This window comes from Burkholderia sp. PAMC 28687 (assembly GCF_001577465.1).
GTDB lineage: Bacteria > Pseudomonadota > Gammaproteobacteria > Burkholderiales > Burkholderiaceae > Caballeronia.
The window spans coordinates 1,070,668-1,088,105 of record NZ_CP014505.1 but is presented as its reverse complement, the minus strand read 5'-3'; the positions used below and the strand labels follow the sequence as shown (position 1 = coordinate 1,088,105).

At 60.4% G+C, this 17,438-nt stretch carries 17 protein-coding genes and 1 tRNA gene; 8 read left to right on the top strand and 10 right to left on the bottom strand.

What is annotated here, in order from left to right:
* The first annotated feature begins 34 nt into the window (after nucleotides 1–34).
* Nucleotides 35–589, top strand: a complete 555-nt coding sequence (locus AX768_RS05000) for an outer membrane protein assembly factor BamE (protein WP_082778751.1) — start codon at nucleotides 35–37, stop codon at nucleotides 587–589.
* A 62-nt stretch (nucleotides 590–651) separates the two neighbouring features.
* On the opposite strand, the gene hrpA is transcribed toward AX768_RS05000, so the two are convergent.
* Entirely contained in the window at nucleotides 652–5,514 is a 4,863-nt protein-coding gene (gene hrpA / locus AX768_RS04995) for an ATP-dependent RNA helicase HrpA (RefSeq protein ID WP_231941325.1), read from the bottom strand.
* 22 nt (nucleotides 5,515–5,536) lie between these two features.
* Here hrpA and argA point away from each other — a divergent pair, with 22 nt between their 5' ends.
* The 3 genes from argA to proP all read left to right on the top strand — a co-directional run bounded on the left by argA (nucleotide 5,537) and on the right by proP (nucleotide 9,354).
* Nucleotides 5,537–6,907 (top strand): amino-acid N-acetyltransferase, encoded by a 1,371-nt coding sequence (argA, locus tag AX768_RS04990; RefSeq protein ID WP_062000792.1) that lies wholly within the window; start codon nucleotides 5,537–5,539, stop codon nucleotides 6,905–6,907.
* Nucleotides 6,908–7,001: 94 nt separating this feature from the next.
* On the top strand, nucleotides 7,002–7,277 hold the full coding sequence (locus AX768_RS04985; protein WP_061999029.1) for an oxidative damage protection protein: 276 nt from the start codon (nucleotides 7,002–7,004) through the stop codon (nucleotides 7,275–7,277).
* A 610-nt stretch (nucleotides 7,278–7,887) separates the two neighbouring features.
* Entirely contained in the window at nucleotides 7,888–9,354 is a 1,467-nt protein-coding gene (gene proP / locus AX768_RS04980; protein ID WP_061999028.1) for a glycine betaine/L-proline transporter ProP, read from the top strand.
* Nucleotides 9,355–9,429: 75 nt separating this feature from the next.
* On the opposite strand, the gene AX768_RS04975 is transcribed toward proP, so the two are convergent.
* The 4 genes from AX768_RS04975 to AX768_RS04965 form a co-directional block, all read right to left on the bottom strand.
* Nucleotides 9,430–9,897: a metallophosphoesterase family protein gene (locus AX768_RS04975; RefSeq protein ID WP_061999027.1), complete on the bottom strand. Its 468-nt coding sequence runs from the start codon at nucleotides 9,895–9,897 to the stop codon at nucleotides 9,430–9,432.
* Nucleotides 9,898–9,960: 63 nt separating this feature from the next.
* Entirely contained in the window at nucleotides 9,961–10,545 is a 585-nt protein-coding gene (locus AX768_RS04970) for a TMEM175 family protein (protein WP_061999026.1), read from the bottom strand.
* A 140-nt stretch (nucleotides 10,546–10,685) separates the two neighbouring features.
* Nucleotides 10,686–10,808, bottom strand: coding sequence for a hypothetical protein (locus AX768_RS34090; RefSeq protein WP_257722382.1), 123 nt, complete (start codon nucleotides 10,806–10,808; stop codon nucleotides 10,686–10,688).
* 116 nt (nucleotides 10,809–10,924) lie between these two features.
* Nucleotides 10,925–11,902 (bottom strand): ferritin-like domain-containing protein, encoded by a 978-nt coding sequence (locus AX768_RS04965; RefSeq protein WP_061999025.1) that lies wholly within the window; start codon nucleotides 11,900–11,902, stop codon nucleotides 10,925–10,927.
* Between the two features lie 431 nt (nucleotides 11,903–12,333).
* Between AX768_RS04965 and AX768_RS04960 the strand changes: the two genes are divergently transcribed.
* Nucleotides 12,334–12,418, top strand: a tRNA-Leu gene (locus tag AX768_RS04960).
* Nucleotides 12,419–12,557: 139 nt separating this feature from the next.
* A complete protein-coding gene (locus tag AX768_RS04955) occupies nucleotides 12,558–12,929 on the top strand; it encodes a hypothetical protein (RefSeq protein ID WP_061999024.1) in 372 nt (123 codons plus the stop codon).
* Nucleotides 12,930–12,947: 18 nt separating this feature from the next.
* Here the strand turns inward: AX768_RS04955 and AX768_RS04950 are convergent, their stop codons facing one another.
* The 5 genes from AX768_RS04950 to AX768_RS31880 form a co-directional block, all read right to left on the bottom strand.
* Nucleotides 12,948–13,373 (bottom strand): response regulator, encoded by a 426-nt coding sequence (locus AX768_RS04950; RefSeq protein WP_231941324.1) that lies wholly within the window; start codon nucleotides 13,371–13,373, stop codon nucleotides 12,948–12,950.
* Nucleotides 13,374–13,393: 20 nt separating this feature from the next.
* Entirely contained in the window at nucleotides 13,394–14,026 is a 633-nt protein-coding gene (locus AX768_RS04945) for a response regulator (protein ID WP_061999022.1), read from the bottom strand.
* Nucleotides 14,027–14,140: 114 nt separating this feature from the next.
* Complete coding sequence (locus AX768_RS04940) at nucleotides 14,141–14,734, bottom strand: ferritin-like domain-containing protein (RefSeq protein WP_061999021.1); 594 nt, start codon at nucleotides 14,732–14,734, stop codon at nucleotides 14,141–14,143.
* Nucleotides 14,735–14,866: 132 nt separating this feature from the next.
* Nucleotides 14,867–15,028: a DUF1328 domain-containing protein gene (locus tag AX768_RS31885; protein ID WP_069638345.1), complete on the bottom strand. Its 162-nt coding sequence runs from the start codon at nucleotides 15,026–15,028 to the stop codon at nucleotides 14,867–14,869.
* Between the two features lie 105 nt (nucleotides 15,029–15,133).
* A complete protein-coding gene (locus tag AX768_RS31880; RefSeq protein WP_075360549.1) occupies nucleotides 15,134–15,310 on the bottom strand; it encodes a DUF1328 family protein in 177 nt (58 codons plus the stop codon).
* Between the two features lie 202 nt (nucleotides 15,311–15,512).
* Here AX768_RS31880 and AX768_RS04935 point away from each other — a divergent pair, with 202 nt between their 5' ends.
* Nucleotides 15,513–16,907, top strand: coding sequence for a sensor histidine kinase (locus tag AX768_RS04935; RefSeq protein ID WP_061999020.1), 1,395 nt, complete (start codon nucleotides 15,513–15,515; stop codon nucleotides 16,905–16,907).
* Between the two features lie 313 nt (nucleotides 16,908–17,220).
* The gene (locus AX768_RS04930; protein WP_056352444.1) at nucleotides 17,221–17,361 is read left to right on the top strand and encodes an entericidin A/B family lipoprotein; all 141 of its coding nucleotides are present in this window, start codon (nucleotides 17,221–17,223) and stop codon (nucleotides 17,359–17,361) included.
* Nucleotides 17,362–17,438 lie beyond the last annotated feature (77 nt).

The following is a 17,438-nucleotide window of genomic DNA, read 5'->3' as shown; positions in this document are numbered from 1 at the left end:
TCGAGTTAATGAAAACAACGGATCCGATCAAGAGATGAACTTCACCCTCCGCAATGCAGCGCGTGCACTTCCATTCGCAGCTGCGCTAGTCACAGCCCTTCTCATGTCTGCGTGCGGCACTGGCACTGGCAGTCGTCTTGCCAGCAACGGCGGTCAAGACCAGTTGGTATTCCCGGCTCCGGAATCAGCGTCGAATGTCGGCGGCAGCTATCCGCTTACCGAAACTTTGCGCAAGCTCAAGCCCGGCATGACGAAAAACCAGGTTGCCGGCCTTCTCGGTCGTCCGCAGTTCAACGAAGGGTTCTTCGGCGTTCGTGAGTGGGACTACGTGCTGAACGTCACGAACGACGCCGGCGCACCGCAGATGGTCTGTCAGCTCAAGGCCGTGTTCACCTCGCGCGACGAGGCTCGTAATTTCTATCGGAAATGCGGAGATAACGTGGAAACGCTCACCGGCGGCAAATGGCAAAAGTACGTGTTCACGCCAGTCCGCACAGAAGCCAGCGGGCCGGTAAGCGCCGAAGCCAATGTCTTGACGGCAGCACCGCTCAGTCTTGAAGTCGAAACGCCGGGCGATACGGCGAAGTAATTTCGTGAAATCTGCAAAACGCGAGACTTGGCTGTCCGTCAGGTCTCGCGTTTTTTTACCGGCTACCGTTGCATTGATTCCCACACCTTGTACAAGCGCTTGACCGATATCGGCATCGGCGTGCGCAGTTCCTGCGCGAACAGCGACACGCGCAATTCCTCCAGCAACCACCTGTACTCGCCCAATCGCGCATCGGCTACTCCGCCGCGTTGCGCAATAGCCCGCTGATAGTTTTGCAACAGCGGCGCAATCTCTGCCGACAATCGCGCGTCCCGCACCGCGTCCACTTTCAATTTATCGATACGCAACGCCATTGCGTTCAGGTATCGCGGGAAATGGGATAACTGCGTGTAAGGCGTATCGATAATGAAGCGCTTGCCAATCAGCGCGTTCAGTTGCGCAACCATATCCGCGTACGGCGCGCCAAACGATTTTGCCTGCGTCAGTTTTTTCGTCACCATTGCGTAGTCCGCAAGGATCTGGCCGGCGAGCCGTGCGATTTCCTGGGCCAGCAACGTCAAACGGCTTTTCCCTTGATCACGCCTTGCGTAGAAATCCGCGTCGTTATCAGGAAGCGGATCTTGCAGACACGCACGATCCAATGCCGTTTCGATGATCTGGCTCGCGAGTTCTTCCTGCGAACCTAGCGCCATGTACTGCAACGACATCTCGCGCAAACCGCCAAGATTGCGTTCGAGATAACGGATCGGCTCGCGCAACTGCAACGCGAACAAGCGCCGCAAACCCGCCCGATGAATCCGCGCCGCCTCCTCTGGCGAATCGAACACCTCAACGTCGCAATGTGTTCCCCGATCGACCAAAGCGGGGTAACCGAACAGCGTCTGCCCGCGTCGTCGAATTTCGAGCAGTTCAGGCAGCCTTCCGAAGTCCCACGTGGTGAGGTTTTCGTATAACGCGGTGCCTGAACTTCCACCTGAAGATTCCGACGCCGCCGCACTTCGCGTGACAGGCGCGGCCGCGTCGCTGCCGATGTCCAGCGTCGCACCCGCCGCGAGCTTCTGGAAATGCTGCTGCGCCTGGCCGCCGAGTTCCGAGCGTAATTGCGCGAGGTTACGACCCATCGCGAGTTGCCGCCCGTGTTCGTCGATGACCTTGAAGTTCATGAACAGATGCGCCGGCAACGATTCGAGCTTGAAGTCCGACGGTTTCATTGCGATTTGCGTCTGCTCGCGGATATCGGCGATCAGCGCTTCAAGCAACCCGCCCGCGCCGAACGTCTTGCCGCTGTGGCGCTCGACCACGCCCGCCGAAAACTCGGGCAACGGTACGAGATGGCGCCGAAGTTTTTGCGGCAACGACTTCAGCAGCAACTGCACTTTCTCTTTCAGCATGCCGCGCACGAGCCATTCTGAACGGCGGGCGTCGACCTGATTCAGGCCGAACAACGGGACGGTCAGCGTCACGCCATCGCGCGGAGATCCGGGCTCGAAGTGGTACGTCAGCGTCATTTCAATGCCGGCCATCGTCATCCGCTTGGGGAACAGGTCGGTCGTGATGCCGGCGGCTTCGTGGCGCATCAGGTCGTCGCGCGAGAGGAACAGCAGGCGCGACGTCCCTTCTTTTTTCTCTTCGTCCCGATACCAGCGCTCAAACGCCGCGCCCGAATAAATGCCCTTGGGAATCAGCGAATCGTAGAAACCGAAGATCAGTTCGTCATCGACAAGCACGTCCTGCCGACGCGATTTGTGCTCCAGTTGTTCAATATCCGCGAGCAACTTGCGGTTGTGCGCAAAAAACGGCAGCCGGGTTTCAAACTCGCCGTCGACCAGCGCGCCGCGAATGAACAATTCGCGTGCGCGTTCCGGATCTTGCTTGCCGAAACTCACGCGACGACGCGCATAGACCATGAGCCCATGCAAGGTCGCGCGCTCATAAGCGCTGACTTGCGCCGGCTTCTTTTCCCAATGCGGTTCGGAAATCGACTTGCGCAACAAATGCGCGCCAACTTGTTCGAGCCACTCGGGCTCGATCTTCGCGATGCATCGAGCATATAGCCGGCTCGTCTCGACGAGTTCGCCCGCCACGACCCAGCGCCCCGCTTTCTTCAACAACGCCGAGCCCGGCCACAAGTAAAACTTGATGCCGCGAGCGCCGAGGAAATAGGGCTCGTCATCGGCTTTCAGGCCGACGTTCCCGAGCAAACCCGTCAGCAATGCAAGGTGAATCTGCTCGAAGGTGGCTTCCGATTCGTTGAGCCGCCAGCCGTGTTCCCGCACGACGGTCAGCAATTGCGAATGCACGTCCCGCCATTCACGCAAACGCACGTGATTCAGGAAGTTCGCGCGGCAGGCATCGGTGAGTTGCTTGTTCGATTTCTTGTGCGTGATCGCGTCTTCGAACCACGCCCAGATTTTGGTCCATTGAAGGAATTCGGAGCGTTCATCGGCGAACTTCTTGTGCGCCAGATCGGCTTGCTCCTGCGCTTCGATGGGACGGTCGCGCGGGTCCTGAACGGACAGCGCGCTCGCGATGATCAGCACTTCGCGCAATGACTGATGGTCCCGCGCGGCCAGAATCATCCGGCCGACGCGCGGATCGAGCGGCAAACGCGCGAGTTCACGGCCGAGCGGCGTGAGCGTGTTGTCGTCATCGACGGCGCCGAGTTCGTTCAGCAACTGATAACCATCAGCAATCGCGCGGCCCGGCGGCGGCTCGAGAAACGGAAACGTTTCGATGGCCGTCAGATGCAGCGACTTCATCCGCAGGATCACCGACGCGAGCGACGAACGCAGGATTTCCGGATCGGTGAACCGCGTACGCAGCGCGTAATCATCCTCTTCGTAGAGACGGATGCAGACGCCGTCGGCCACGCGGCCGCAGCGGCCCGCGCGCTGATTTGCCGAGCTTTGCGAAATCGGTTCGATCTGCAACTGCTCTACTTTGTTTCTGTACGAGTAGCGTTTGATGCGCGCCAGGCCGGTATCGACAACATAACGAATGCCCGGCACGGTCAGCGACGTTTCCGCAACGTTCGTGGAAAGCACGATGCGCCGCGCGTTCGATGACTTGAACACACGCTCCTGCTCCGCCGCAGAAAGCCGCGCGAACAGCGGCAGGATTTCCGTATGCGGCGGATGGTGCTTGCGCAGCGCCTCGGCGGCCTCGCGGATTTCGCGCTCGCCGGGCAGGAATACAAGGACGTCGCCGGGACCTTCGCGGCAGAGTTCGTCGACGGCGTCCACGATGGCTTCCATCAGGTCGCGATCGTTTTCACGCTGGTTTTTCGGGCGGTCTTTCTGAGGCGTGGCTGCGCTCGGGCTGTTTGTCCCCTGCGCCGACTTCACCGCAGCGCTCGTCTCCTCGACCGGCCGATACCGCACTTCAACCGGATACAGGCGCCCGCTCACCTCGATCACCGGTGCGGGTTTTTCATCGCTGCCGAAGTGACGGGCGAAGCGATCGGCATCGATGGTCGCCGACGTCACGATCACCTTCAGATCAGGCCGCCGCGGCAGGATTTCACGCAGATAGCCGAGCAGGAAATCGATGTTCAGGCTGCGCTCGTGCGCTTCGTCGATGATGATCGTGTCGTACGCGGCGAGCAGCGGATCGGTCTGCGTTTCGGCAAGCAAGATGCCGTCCGTCATCAGTTTCACTGATGCGCCAGGGGACAGGTTGTCCGTGAAGCGAACCTTGTAACCCACGACCTCGCCGAACGGCGTGCCGAGTTCTTCGGCAATCCGGCGTCCCGTCGCCGATGCCGCGATCCGCCGCGGCTGCGTGTGTCCGATAAGACCCGATCCGCCTGCACCGAGGCCACGGCCCAGCGCCAGACAGATTTTCGGGAGCTGGGTGGTTTTGCCGGAGCCGGTTTCGCCGCTGACGATAACCACCTGATTCGACTGGATCGCTGCAGCGATCTCATCGCGCCGGGCGGAAACTGGCAGCGTCTCGGGAAAATGAATCGGCGGAATCGGGTTCGGTGCGATCACCCGGGCCGGGCGCGCGGCGTGACGCGCCGGATCGCGCTCGGCGCGCGTGCGGCGCGGGATGTCATCGGGCTTGCGCGGTTGTTTGTCGTCCGGTTTGACACGGTCGCGTACGCTGTCTGGCGCCGAGTGTGGCTGCGGCGCGGCATCACGCCGACCGCCGTTGCGTGTCGCTTCGCGCTCCAAATCGGGCTTTGCCAACGCTTCTGCGGGCGCGCGCGGCGCATTGGCGCGAGGCGCATCGGCGCGCGGCTCGGGTGCGCGAGGCGCAGGTCCCGGCTCAGGACGCCTCTCCTGCGGCGCCGCCGACTTTTCGACGGCGGCGGCTTTTGGAGACTTTTGCGCACGCTCGACGGAAGACGGCTGTGCGCCAATGGTCACGGAAACACCGGCGACCTTGTGAGTCTTATGTTCGGGACGACGCACAACTTGCTTGTCCGATGGCACTGGCTTCGCAGTTGGCGGAGCGGGAGGTGCGGGAGGCGCAGTAAAAGGAGGCAGCACCGCTTTTTTTACTGCTTGTTCTTTAGGCTGTGTCTTCACGTCGCGGGCGGTGACGGCAACATCATCGGGCGCGGCCGATTTATCGGACGATCCGACCAATGAGGCCAGCACGGCCAAACCGCCCCGAATCTCCTTGCGCTGCGCGGACGAAGCGGAAGAATCCGGGGCAACGCCAGGCGAATTCGCGGCACCCTTGGCAACATTTTTTTTCGGAGCGGGTTGAGTAGCCATCCGTCCCGAACCCGACCCCGAGCCAGGACCGCTCGGCGCACCCCCTGATCCGCCCGAAAACCGCCGCGCAGCCGCTTCCTTCTTGCGGTTCACGCCTTCATCGGCTGAATCATCCGGGTCGTTTTCGCCATCGCTTTCGCGCGCCGCGGCGTCGCGCAGCAGGGCTTCACGCAGCTTTTTCAACTGCTCCTGGGTGTCAAGCTTGTCCGCATCGGCGGGACGTTTAAAAGCATTCGGCATAGTGCAGCATTATAATCCCGGCATGAATACTCAGACCGACCTCCCCGCCGCGCAGCCGCCGGTTTCCGCCGAGCCAGAAGCGCCTGATCAACACGCCCAGTTTGTCGACTGGATGCGTTCCGTCGCCCCTTATATCCACGCGTTCCGAAACAAGACCTTCGTGGTCGCGTTCGGCGGCGAGCTGGTGCAGGAAGGCAGGCTGAACGCACTCGTCCAGGACGTCGGGTTGTTGCACGCCATGGGTATTCACGTCGTGCTCGTGCACGGATCGCGACCCCAGGTAGAAGAGCAGTTGAATCTGCACGGGGTGGAGTCGGAGTTTTCGCACGGCTTGCGCATCACCGACGCCCGCGCGCTCGAATCCGCGAAGGAAGCCGCCGGCGAAGTGCGCCTGGACATTGAAGCGGCGATCAGCCAGGGCTTGCCCAACACGCCGATGGCTCACGCGCACATCAGCGTGGTATCGGGCAATTTCGTGACGGCGCGTCCAGTCGGCATTCTGGATGGCGTCGATTTCCAGCACACCGGCGTGGTCCGCAAGATCGACGGCGATTCGATTCGCCACTCGCTCACCAGCAACAAGCTGGTCCTGCTCTCCCCGCTCGGATTCTCGCCAACGGGCGAAGCGTTCAATCTATCGATGGAAGATGTCGCTTCGGCGGCGGCGATCGCGTTGCGTGCCGACAAGATCATTTTCCTGACCGAAACACCGGGCCTCGTCGATGAAAACGGCGAACTCGTGCGCGAAATGTCGCTCGATGACGCTTATCGTTTGCACGAAAGCGGCGAACTGCAGGGCGACGCGGCGTTTTACCTCAAACACACCATTCGTGCGTGCCGCGGCGGCGTGGCGCGCGCGCACATCATCCCTTACGCGCTCGACGGCAGCGTCCTGCTGGAATTGTTCCTGCACGACGGCGTCGGCACCATGATCTCGTACGAGAATCTGGAAAGCCTGCGGGAAGCCACGCCGGATGACGTCGGCGGGATCCTGACGCTGATCGAGCCGCTGGAAATGGACGGCACGCTGGTGCGGCGTGGCCGGCACCAGATTGAACGCGATATCGATCATTTTTCGGTGATCGAGCACGATGGCGTGCTGTTTGGCTGCGTGGCTCTGTATCCGTACACGCAGGAACGTATCGGCGAAATGGCTTGCCTGACCGTCTCGCCGGAAGCACAAGGCGCGGGCGACGGCGAACGGCTGCTCAAGCGCGTGGAACAACGCGCACGCGCTCGCGGCCTCACGCATATTTTCGTGCTGACCACGCGCACGGAGCACTGGTTTCTCAAGCGCGGTTTCGTGAAGGTGACCGTTGACGACCTGCCTGAAGACCGGCGCCGCCTTTATAACTGGCAGCGCAAATCGCTCGTGCTGATGAAGCAGCTTTAAGCACTCCATTTACAGACGCTTCGATCCGGTCGCCGCGCAACCCATGCGCCGCCTGAACGAATCGTCCAGATAACCCGCTACAGGAGAATGACAGATGGCCCGAATGGTTCAATGCGCAAAACTCGGCAAGGAAGCCGAAGGACTCGACTTCCCCCCGCTGCCGGGCGAACTCGGCAAGCGGATTTATGAAACGGTATCGAAGGAAGCCTGGCAAGGCTGGCTCAAGCAGCAAACCATGCTGATCAACGAAAACCGCCTGAACATGGCCGATCCGCGGGCGCGTCAGTACCTGCTCAAGCAGACGGAAAAGTACTTCTTCGGTGAAGGCGCGGACACCGCTCAAGGCTATGTTCCGCCAGCGCAAAGCTGAGACGGGACTACCGTTCGGCTTAGAAGAGCCGGTCTTCCAAAGACCGGCTTTTTCGTTTCCACCATGCACCAGATAGAACGCTCCAAATGCCGCGCGAGGGCAGGCGGTTTGCGCATCGTCTTGCATCGTGCTATCATCTCCTTCTTTCCAATAGCAATTCAAAGTCAATTTCTCACGACTGAACTAGATGCAAAGAGCCTTCCGAGTAGCTGAGCCCTTTGCCCCAAGCGTCATTTAAGAGATACCGGCGAGTGATTGTCGAGGCTTCCACGGGTCATGGTCTGTCCGTGGATGCTGTTCCCAAGCCTCTTCCGTCCGTGACACAGCAAAGCCGTACCGCCGCGCATCATGCGCCGCGTCTGAACGGGTTTCGTTGCGTCCAGCCATCAATTCAAGCAGTACCCACGAAGTGCCATTTCGCGACCATCGTTGCGAGGCATAGGCTTTGCTCTGAGCATTCCGACGCGTTCGGTGTGCGACCAGCCTTCGGCTTCTTCATGAACTGACGCCTCGCCTCGTCGCGAAACTGCACTTTCCCCGGCAACGTGCGCATAGCGCACCCGCCGATCCGTCCCCCAATGGATCGGCGACACACCTGGAGCTTCTCTTCATGGCAACACCGAACGACGGCCTCTGGCGACAACCCCAACCCGAGAAAGACCTGTCGCTTGCCGATATCACCATCGTCGATAAGGGCCTCCTCAAGCGCGCCGTCGGCGCCATGGCGATCGGCAATGCGATGGAATGGTTCGATTTCGGCGTGTACAGCTACATCGCGGTGACGCTCGGCAAGGTGTTCTTTCCTTCAAGCAATCCCGGCGCGCAATTGATCGCCACGTTCGGCACGTTCGCTGCGGCATTCCTCGTGCGTCCGATCGGCGGCATGGTGTTCGGGCCGCTGGGCGACCGCATCGGCCGCAAGCGCGTGCTCGCGATGACGATGATCATGATGGCTATCGGGACGTTCTGTATCGGCTTGATTCCTGATTACGGCACCATCGGCATCTTCGCGCCCATTCTTTTGCTGGCTGCTCGCCTGCTGCAGGGCTTTTCGACCGGCGGCGAATACGGCGGCGCGGCGACCTTCATCGCGGAATTTGCGCCGGATAAACGGCGCGGGTTCCTTGGCAGCTTCCTGGAATTCGGCACCCTCGTGGGTTACGTGCTCGGCGCGGGCTGCGTTGCGGTCCTGACCGCGACCATGTCGGAGCAATCGCTGCTTTCATGGGGCTGGCGTATCCCGTTCCTGATCGCCGGACCGCTTGGTCTGATCGGCTTGTATATCCGTCTGAAGCTCGAAGAAACGCCTGCGTTCCAGCGTGAAGCCGACAAGCGCGAGACCGAAGCGCACAGCACGCCGAAGGATCAGTTTCGCGACATGCTCGTGAAGAACTGGAAGCCGATGCTGCAATGCGTGGGACTCGTGCTGATCTTCAACGTCACTGACTACATGGCGCTGTCTTATCTGCCGAGTTATCTTTCCGCCACGCTCAAGTTCAACGAAACGCATGGGCTGTTCGTCGTGTTGATCGTGATGGTGCTGATGATGCCGATGACGCTTTTCGCCGGCCATCTCTCCGACAAGATTGGCCGCAAGCCGGTGCTGCTGTTTGGGTGCGTCGGACTTCTGGTGCTGTCCATGCCCGCGCTCACGCTGATCCGCATGGGCAACGTGATGCCGATTTTCAGCGGCATGCTGATCCTTGGCGTGTTGCTGTCGTGCTTTACGGGCGCGATGCCTTCAGCACTGCCTGCGTTGTTCCCGACCAAGATCCGCTATGGCGCGCTCGCAATCGGCTTCAATGTTTCGGTTTCGCTGTTCGGCGGTACGACCCCGCTCGTGACGGCGTGGCTGGTTTCATCGACGGGAAATCTGATGATGCCCGCGTACTACCTGATGGGTGCGTCGTTGATCGGAATCGTTTCGGTGATCGCGCTGCATGAGACCGCGAGGAAGCCGCTGAAGGGCTCGCCGCCGTCGGTCGGTTCGCGCTCGGAAGCCCATGCTGTGTTGCGCGGCGCAAAGCAGGCTGCAGAGATGGATGAGCGTTTGCCGGATACAACCGCTCACGCCTGATCGGGGCTGATCCACGCCAGCTAAGACAAAGAGGCCGTTCCTGGTTGGGAACGGCCTCTTTTTATTCCGATGGCTTCACTCGACCAGCGTCACGATCTCCACTTTCACCTCGCCGCTTTCGATGACCATGATCCCAAGCGTTATTGGCAATTTGAAGCGGCGTGGTCCGGCGCTCCCGGGGTTGACGAATAGCGTCGCACCGCGACGCTCGACCAGCGGCTTGTGCGAATGGCCCGTGATGACGACATCGACACCGTCGAGCCGTCGCGGGACATCCGCTATATCGTGCACGACATGAATCGATGTCTCGCCCAAACGCAGCGTCACCGCTTCGGGAAGGTCATCGATCTGCACGCCCGAATCATTGTTGCCGCGCACTGCGGTGACGGGTGCAAGCGCGTTGAGCGCGTCCAGCACGGCAGGGTTGCAGATGTCGCCCGCGTGAATGATGTGCTCGCAGCTTTGCAGCGCGTGAAGCGCTTCGGGGCGCACGAGGTTGTGGGTATCGGAGATTACGCCGATGCGTATCGCATTTGATGACATGGGCTTCGCTCTCAGGACTTCATGCCCGAAGCGTAGCACCGTTCATGCTGGCAGGAGCCGCTCTTACGGCTCCTCGGTCATCAGCACTTTTTCCACACGGCGATCGGGCACGAGCCAGACGACAGCGACGATCGCGTACAGGGCGGCAGCGATCCAGGGTTCCCAGAAGGACGCGGCAATCGCGATGAGGTAGAGGACCACCGAGAGCTTGCCTTTGAAGTCCGCCCCGATCGCACGCTCGAGCATGGAGTTGGCGCCGTGCAAGCCGATCAGCGTGCGCGTGAGGATATACCACGCGACTGCCGTCATGAAGAGATCGAAGCCGTAGAGTGCGGTCGGCCAGGACGCAAGGTGGTTTTCACCCATCCAGTTGGTAGTGAACGGAAACAGCGACAACCAGAACAACACGTGCAGGTTTGCCCACAGCACGCTGCCGTTGACGCGTTTTGCCGCATGCATCAGGTGATGATGATTGTTCCAGTAGATCCCGACGTAGACGAAGCTCAGGACATAAGCGCAGAAAACAGGGATCAACGTGCCTAGCGCGGCAAGGTCGGCGCCGTGCGGCACCTTGAGTTCCAGCACCATGATCGTGATGATGATGGCGATCACGCCGTCGCTGAACGCTTCGATCCGGTTCGTACCCATCTTCGCCCTCTCCCGTTACACGACTTGAACCGACCTGGACACGCAGCATGGCTGCATGGCGCCGCAACTGCGCGCTGCAAATTATGCGTGAGCGGCACAGTGTTGTCGATTTGGTGTGAACGAGGGAAAGGTGGGGGTATTTATCCAGGCATCGATGTATGAAGCCACTGGAGCAGCTGCAAGCCGGCACCGGCCGCGATGATCGACAGGCCGATCCCGATCCGCGTGCGCTCGCGCCAGGCGCCGATAGAAACGTTTTTCATGGTCTTCTCCTGAAATCTTTTGAGCTATCCAATGACCGAAGAGGCGCCGGGTTCCGCATGACCCCACATGCGAGAACCGGCGCCGCCCGCTTCACCCACCCCAAGTTCCTTAACGCTCAGACGAACGCGCTGCTCATGTGCAGCGTGCCGTTCACACCGGCCGGGAAGAACCCGCCCTGCGTCACTGCACCCTTGTTCAGGTACACGATATTCAGGACATCGTCATAACTGCGGCTGAATGCAAGACCGTTGGCATCGAGCGGCACGATGTTCGAGCTTCCCGCCGTTGCGCCGGTGATGCCCTGGTCTACATCTGTCGAGCTATCGAGCGAATCGCGGGCGTCGGAGATCTGTTGCACGGTCGTATAGATAGAAGGCGTCGTCATGCCGCGCGAGAACAGCACTGTGCGAACCAGACCTGCGTGGTAAGCCTCGGCCGCGAGAATGCCGGCTGCCGCTTCCAGGTACGTCTTGTTCGTGATCAGCGGCGACGCACCTTTGTACGCCGTTACGCCGACATCTTCGAAGATGAACGCGCCGATCAGGAAGTTCGTCGGGCTCGAGTACGGATTGAAGACCTGGCCCGGGCCGATCACGCCGGCTGCTTGCGCCGCGATTGAAAATGCCCCCGTCGCGCTCGTGCCGCCTACGTCAAGCGCCGGCATTGCGACCGCGGAGGCGCCGAGTGCCGTGCGCAAAAAGGTAACGTGCTCGAGCTCGTCACGCGCGATTTCAGCGGCGTAGGCGCCGACCAGCGGGTCGCCGGTGAAGTCGACCTTCTGCCCCGGGATGACCGTGCCGGGCGTGCCCGCGCCGCTCATCAGGTTGGCCGGCAGCCCTGCGCCCGTCACGGCGTAGGCGTAGAAGCTTGCTTCGAGGTATTCGAGGTTGAGCGCGAAGTTGAGAATGTCCGCATCGCTCGGGCCTGTCTGAGCGTTGGCATTGTCGCCTGAACTGCCGCCGCATGCGCCGAGTATCGTGCCGCCGACGAGCCCCAATCCCAGCCCGCCTGCGCTCCTGAAGAACTGCCGGCGTTTGGCCAACTTATTGGCGCGGCGTTCGAGGATATCGAGGATCGCAATTTCTTCTGCCATGACTATCTCCTTTCCTGCATATTGAGTAATTAACCGTACGGCGCCATTCGAAGTGCACAGCCGAGTTAAAGCAGCGGCTGCACCTTGCAACAAGGAGCCGTGATGCATGAGACATGAGGATGAGGTAATGAAGACAGGCCGGAGCGATGAAGCCCTGATGCCATCAGGACGGCTGATCTTCACGTAGCTAAATACGCGGGCCTGAGATGAAACGGATGCACCCGGTCGCGAATATATTTCTGTTTCTTTCCGGTAGCGACATGGACGAGTGCGCGGGCAGTTGTCTTTGTTGCAATGCGCAACGTAGATAAACGCGTTTATCGATGTGCAAAAACGGCGCGCCGGAGGCCCACTCGATGACCGGAGTTCGTGACGTTGACGGCACCGCGGATTGGCCCTCCGCCCTTCCGATGGTAGAATGCCGTCCGCCTGGCGGGGTGATGAAATTGGTAAACATAGCGGACTTAAAATCCGCCGCCTAACGGCTTGCCGGTTCAAGTCCGGTCCCCGCTACCAGCACCCGATACGGCTTTGGAAAGACGGGCGGACGCCACTGCCGCCTGTGCCTGCTATCGTTTCCGGGCGATTCTGCCAATGCCCGCCGACTGAAGTAGACTGCGCGTCTCATCGAGCGTCTCTATTAGCGCGAGCCCACATGAAACATCGAAGCCTCTACACGGTTGCCGCTGCCGCCGTTCTCGCCTGTACCGCCGGATGCACGACGGGGTATCAGAACGCCCAGCAATGCAAGGCGAAGATGGTCGAGACCTATCCCGCTTCCAGCCCGAAGCTCGACTATGAGATTCCGCGTGTTTCCTATCGCGGGACGCGCGTGGTAGTGGAAGGCACTTACATTCTGAGAGTTGCGCCAGCGGGCGCGACACCGATCAAGACCACGAAAACCCCTGTGCCGGCCGCGGTGGAATGCACCTTTGACGGCGATCAGATGCGCACATTCCAGTGGCTCGCGCCGGCCACGCTCGCCGCGAAATATCCCTTGAAGCCGGATCAGGCCGACACGGATTGACGCCGTTCCCGGACGTGCTCAGTCCCGGGCGCGCGCATAAAGATGCAGCGCGTCGAGCACGCGGTCGAATTCCAGGGATTTATCGAAGAAATGGCGCACGCCGTATTGCAGGCAGCGCTCGCGGTAGGCCGGCAACGCATGGTTGGTCAGAACAGCTGCGAAGGTTGAATCCGTGATGCCGGTGCGTTGCAAGTAAGAAAGAACCTCGATGCCCGAGCCGCTCTTCAACTGCAAGTCGACGATCACCGCGTCGAATGCCGCCGAAGCCAGCAGCGCAATCGCGCCTTCAGGCGTATCGGCCCAGGCACTCACTTTCAGCTCGCCGGACGCATCGATGGCCTCCACGAGGCTGCGCCGGATCAACGGCGAATCCTCGATTAGCAACACGCTCAGCGGCCGCTTCTGTGCAAGCCTGGTTTCATCGGCGATCGTTTGTTGGCCCACGGCGGGCATCCTCCTGCTTCCTACTCGATCAATCCGTTCTTGATCGCGTAATACGTAAGATCGGCGTTATTCGCGAGGCGCATTTTTTCGAGAACGCGCGCGCGGTACGTGCTGATCGTCTTCACCGACAAATGCAGCTCATCCGCGATTTCAGTCGGCAGTTGTCCGCCGGCAAGCTTGCAAAAAATCTGGAACTCGCGCTCCGATAAGGCTTCGTGTGGCCGCTCCGCAGCGGGCTTTTCGAGCTTGTCCGCGAGTGCATCGGCGATGAATTCCGACAAGTATCGGTGCCCGCGCGCGACCGTGCGAATGGCGCGCACGATTTCGTCGGGTGCCGCATCCTTGTTCAGATAACCATTGGCGCCGGCGCGCAGCAGGTTGATGGCGTACTGGCTCTCCGGATAGCCCGAAAGCATCAGCACACCCTGCTCCGGGCGAATCTGCTTGATCACGCGCAGCGTGTCTATGCCGTTTTTATCCGGCATCGCAATGTCCAGCAGCACCACATCGAACGCGCTCTCACGCACGAGCGCGATAGTCTCGTCCCCGGTGGACGCTTCGCCTGCCACTTCCATGTCGGGTTCGTCGGCAACGAATTGCCGAAACCCGCTTCGCACGATTGCGTGATCGTCCGCTATCAACACTCGAATCATCTGCGCTGCCCGCGGCCGTTTTACATTTGAACCATTGTACTGACGGCGCGCGGCGGAAATCATTCCGCCGCGCGCCGTCTTTCGCTTTCAGTCGTCCGTTACTTCAACGCCCTGTCAACCGTCGAGGCCGTCGAGCAGGTCGGCCATGTCGTCGGCGTGTTCTTCTTCGACTGCCAGAATCTCCTCGAAGATACGGCGCGTGGTGACATCCTTCTCGCCGAGATACCGGATGATTTCCCGATACGTATCAATGGCGATGCGCTCGGCGATCAAATTCTCACGAATCATGTCGATAAGGTTGCCGCCTTCCTTGTATTCCGAATGCGAACGCGACGCCAGGCTGTCCGGCGCGAAATTCGGCTCGCCACCCAACTGGACGATGCGTTCGGCGAGGGTATCGGCGTGTTCCTGCTCTTCCGTCGCATGTTCGGCGAACTCGCTCGCGACGGCTTCCGAATGGATGCCCTTCGCCATGAAGTAGTGACGCTTGTAGCGCAGCGTGCACACGATCTCGGTCGCGAGCGCGTCGTTCAGCAGCTTCAGTACGACATCCTTGTCAGCGCCATAGCTGGATGTAACGGGACCGTCGTCCATGTGTTGACGTGCGTCGGCGCGGATCTTCTCCACATCCAGCACGAACGGATCAGACTTCTGACCTGTCTCGTTGGGTTGGACCGGTGCAGCTTTTACAGCAGACGATTTCGACATTGATGTGCTCCAGATTTGGGGTTCTAATTTCAGCGATTGGACGGGATCACGACGCGTGCCGGGATGAGTAACGGCTTGGGCGGCGCGTCTACGGTCGCTATATTTATCGCACGCATACGGCGTGCCCGGTCGTCATGTCCGGAACACACCCAGCAGTAAGGTCACGACAAACACCACGAGAAAAATGTAAAAGAGAATCTTTGCGATCTCGGCGGCGCCAACAGCAATCCCCGTGAAACCGAACACCGCGGCAATGATCGCAATGACGAAGAAAATGACGGCGTAGTGAAGCATGGTGACCTCTCCGTCCGATGGAGCGTTCCGGGCGTCGGGTTCGCAAAGTCGGCTTCGTTGAATCCCTTTGCGACCCACCGGCCGCGTCGAAGAAACGAGCGGGCGCTAGTCGACTATTTTCTTCGTCACTACAAAGCCGAGCACGAGGAACACCACGCAGACGATCAGGAACAGCACGAACAGGAACTTGGCAATCCCGGCCGCACCCGCTGCAACGCCGGTGAAGCCGAGCAGACCGGCAACGACGGCGATAATCGCGAAAAACAATGCCCACTTCAACATGATCGGTTCCCATAGAGTTGGTCTTGATGACCGGATGGTAGCGGCGAGTCGGCCGGCTTCCATCTGGATGCTGGCCGGTTTTGCTGTAGGACGGCGCCGACAAACGCTTTCAAATGTCTTGGGTTGCTGTGTTTCGTAATGATTCAGCGGACCCGACCGACTCGGAAAGCTACACTGGCTACATAAAAACCCGGCGATCCTTATGACTTCCTCTTTGCACGACGGCAGCAAGGCGGCCCCGGCCCCAAGCTTCGCGCGCCATGCAGCCCGGCTGAACGCGCGCATCAACGGCTGGATGCGCCGTTGGAGCTGGGCCGTCGCGATGACCGTGGCCATCGTGATCACGGTTGGCGGTCTCGTGATCCTCGAGTCCGGCCGCATGCGCATCGCCGCGGAGTACGAGACCGCGCTCGAGGCCAAAGGCGCGACCACCTTGTTGACGGCGCTAAACGGTGACATTGCGTCACTCACCGCCGACGAGCGCGCATTCCATTCGGCGCCGGACGCGGCGACTCTCGTGGACTACAACGCTGCGGCGGCCCGCATACGCAACTCGGTGGCATTGCTGGACGCCTATTACCGTCGCAAGGCCGACGATACTGCGCTTACCAGTTTCCGGCAGCTCAGCACCATCCTCGATGCACGCATCAACGCCGGCCTGAACGCGCAGGCCGCCCCTACCTCGGACACGCTCGACACCACCCTCGCCCTGTTGCGCCTCAACGAGGAAAATCGCGCACAATCCGCGCTCGATGCAAGCCGCGCCGACCAGCGCATTTCCACGTTTTGCGTGGGCGCGTTGTGTGCGCTCAACATCGTGTTGTTCTTGCTTCTGTTTCGCAACCTCGGCATCCAGCTAGACAAGCAGGACCGCGTGCAGCAGAAACTCATCACGCAACAGGAAGAGCTTGACCAGCTCGTCTTCGAGCGCACGCGCCAACTCGAAGCGCTCGCGTGGCATCTGCAATCGGTGAGTGAAAACGAGAAGACAGAACTCGCCCGCGAACTTCACGACGAACTCGGCTCGATTCTTACGGCAAGCAAGATGGATGTTGCCTGGGTCAACAACAAGCTGAAAAGCGTGGAACCCGCAATGGCCGAAAAACTCGGCCGCGCATTGGTCAACCTGGATCAGGGTATAGCGCTGAAGCGGCGGATCGTCGAAGACATGCGCCCGACCGTGCTCGCGAACTTCGGGCTTGTCACGGCGCTTCGCACCCTTGCCGACGAGACCGCGCAACGCACCGGCTGGACGCTCGACCTCGCGTTGCCTGAAGACGACATCAAGCTGGGCGAGGAAGTGGAGATCGCGTTGTTCCGCGTCGCGCAGGAGTCGCTCACGAATGCCGCAAAGTACGCGCGGGCAACGCGGGTATCGATTGCATTGGCGCTCGACGATGAGCGCGTGTCCATGCATGTCGCCGATGACGGCGTCGGCATCCGGCCGGAGGATCTGCTGCGCACGCATACGCACGGGCTTCTCGGCATGCGGCAGCGGGTGAGCGCGCGCGGCGGGCGCATCGAGATCGAGCGGCGAGAACCGCATGGCACCGATATCCGCGTGACCATGCCCCGCGTACGCAACTTTACGGCGTGACATTGGCTGTTTGAGTCATGTAGGACAGCGCCGACACAAGTTGCAGAGCTGGCCTACACGATAAAAACATCCGCACCTACAGCCTGCGGACGGCCAATTTTTTAAGATTCTTTAGACCGGTGTGGTCGATCGAAACGAAGCCGCCAATCATGATTCAGGCGATGACGTTTTAAGGGTCGCTCGTAACCAAAGCCACGATGTGTTAGCTGATACGCTGAATGGCCGGGATTCGGACTTCGGGCAAGGTTTTTCGGCTTATCGACAATAGGCCAGTTGCCCATATCAATTGCAGCATACTCAAGGGGAATTGCTCATGACTCGACTCATCGCTTTGCTGTTGATCGCAGGAACCGCAGCACTCGCAGGTTGCAACACGACGGCGGGCGCCGGCCAGGATATTTCGAAGGCGGGCAACGCGCTCACGAACTCGGCCGACAAGCACGGCGCGGAGTAATGTGAACGGACCGCGGCGCGTAATTGATTCAGCGCGCCGGGAACGCGATGCATATGTGAAAAAAGAGCCTCCTCGGA

Excerpts from the sequence above, each read along its gene's own strand:
- AX768_RS31885 (WP_069638345.1), bottom strand. The coding sequence starts at position 15,028 with ATGCTTCACTACGCCGTCATTTTCTTCGTCATTGCGATCATTGCCGCG.
- hrpA (WP_231941325.1), bottom strand. The coding sequence starts at position 5,514 with ATGCCGAATGCTTTTAAACGTCCCGCCGATGCGGACAAGCTTGACACC.
- AX768_RS04985 (WP_061999029.1), top strand. The coding sequence starts at position 7,002 with ATGGCCCGAATGGTTCAATGCGCAAAACTCGGCAAGGAAGCCGAAGGA.
- proP (WP_061999028.1), top strand. The coding sequence starts at position 7,888 with ATGGCAACACCGAACGACGGCCTCTGGCGACAACCCCAACCCGAGAAA.
- AX768_RS04935 (WP_061999020.1), top strand. The coding sequence starts at position 15,513 with ATGACTTCCTCTTTGCACGACGGCAGCAAGGCGGCCCCGGCCCCAAGC.
- AX768_RS31880 (WP_075360549.1), bottom strand. The coding sequence starts at position 15,310 with ATGTTGAAGTGGGCATTGTTTTTCGCGATTATCGCCGTCGTTGCCGGT.
- AX768_RS04955 (WP_061999024.1), top strand. The coding sequence starts at position 12,558 with ATGAAACATCGAAGCCTCTACACGGTTGCCGCTGCCGCCGTTCTCGCC.
- AX768_RS04975 (WP_061999027.1), bottom strand. The coding sequence starts at position 9,897 with ATGTCATCAAATGCGATACGCATCGGCGTAATCTCCGATACCCACAAC.
- AX768_RS05000 (WP_082778751.1), top strand. The coding sequence starts at position 35 with ATGAACTTCACCCTCCGCAATGCAGCGCGTGCACTTCCATTCGCAGCT.
- AX768_RS04970 (WP_061999026.1), bottom strand. The coding sequence starts at position 10,545 with ATGGGTACGAACCGGATCGAAGCGTTCAGCGACGGCGTGATCGCCATC.
- argA (WP_062000792.1), top strand. The coding sequence starts at position 5,537 with ATGAATACTCAGACCGACCTCCCCGCCGCGCAGCCGCCGGTTTCCGCC.
- AX768_RS04940 (WP_061999021.1), bottom strand. The coding sequence starts at position 14,734 with ATGTCGAAATCGTCTGCTGTAAAAGCTGCACCGGTCCAACCCAACGAG.
- AX768_RS04930 (WP_056352444.1), top strand. The coding sequence starts at position 17,221 with ATGACTCGACTCATCGCTTTGCTGTTGATCGCAGGAACCGCAGCACTC.
- AX768_RS04945 (WP_061999022.1), bottom strand. The coding sequence starts at position 14,026 with ATGATTCGAGTGTTGATAGCGGACGATCACGCAATCGTGCGAAGCGGG.
- AX768_RS34090 (WP_257722382.1), bottom strand. The coding sequence starts at position 10,808 with ATGAAAAACGTTTCTATCGGCGCCTGGCGCGAGCGCACGCGGATCGGG.
- AX768_RS04965 (WP_061999025.1), bottom strand. The coding sequence starts at position 11,902 with ATGGCAGAAGAAATTGCGATCCTCGATATCCTCGAACGCCGCGCCAAT.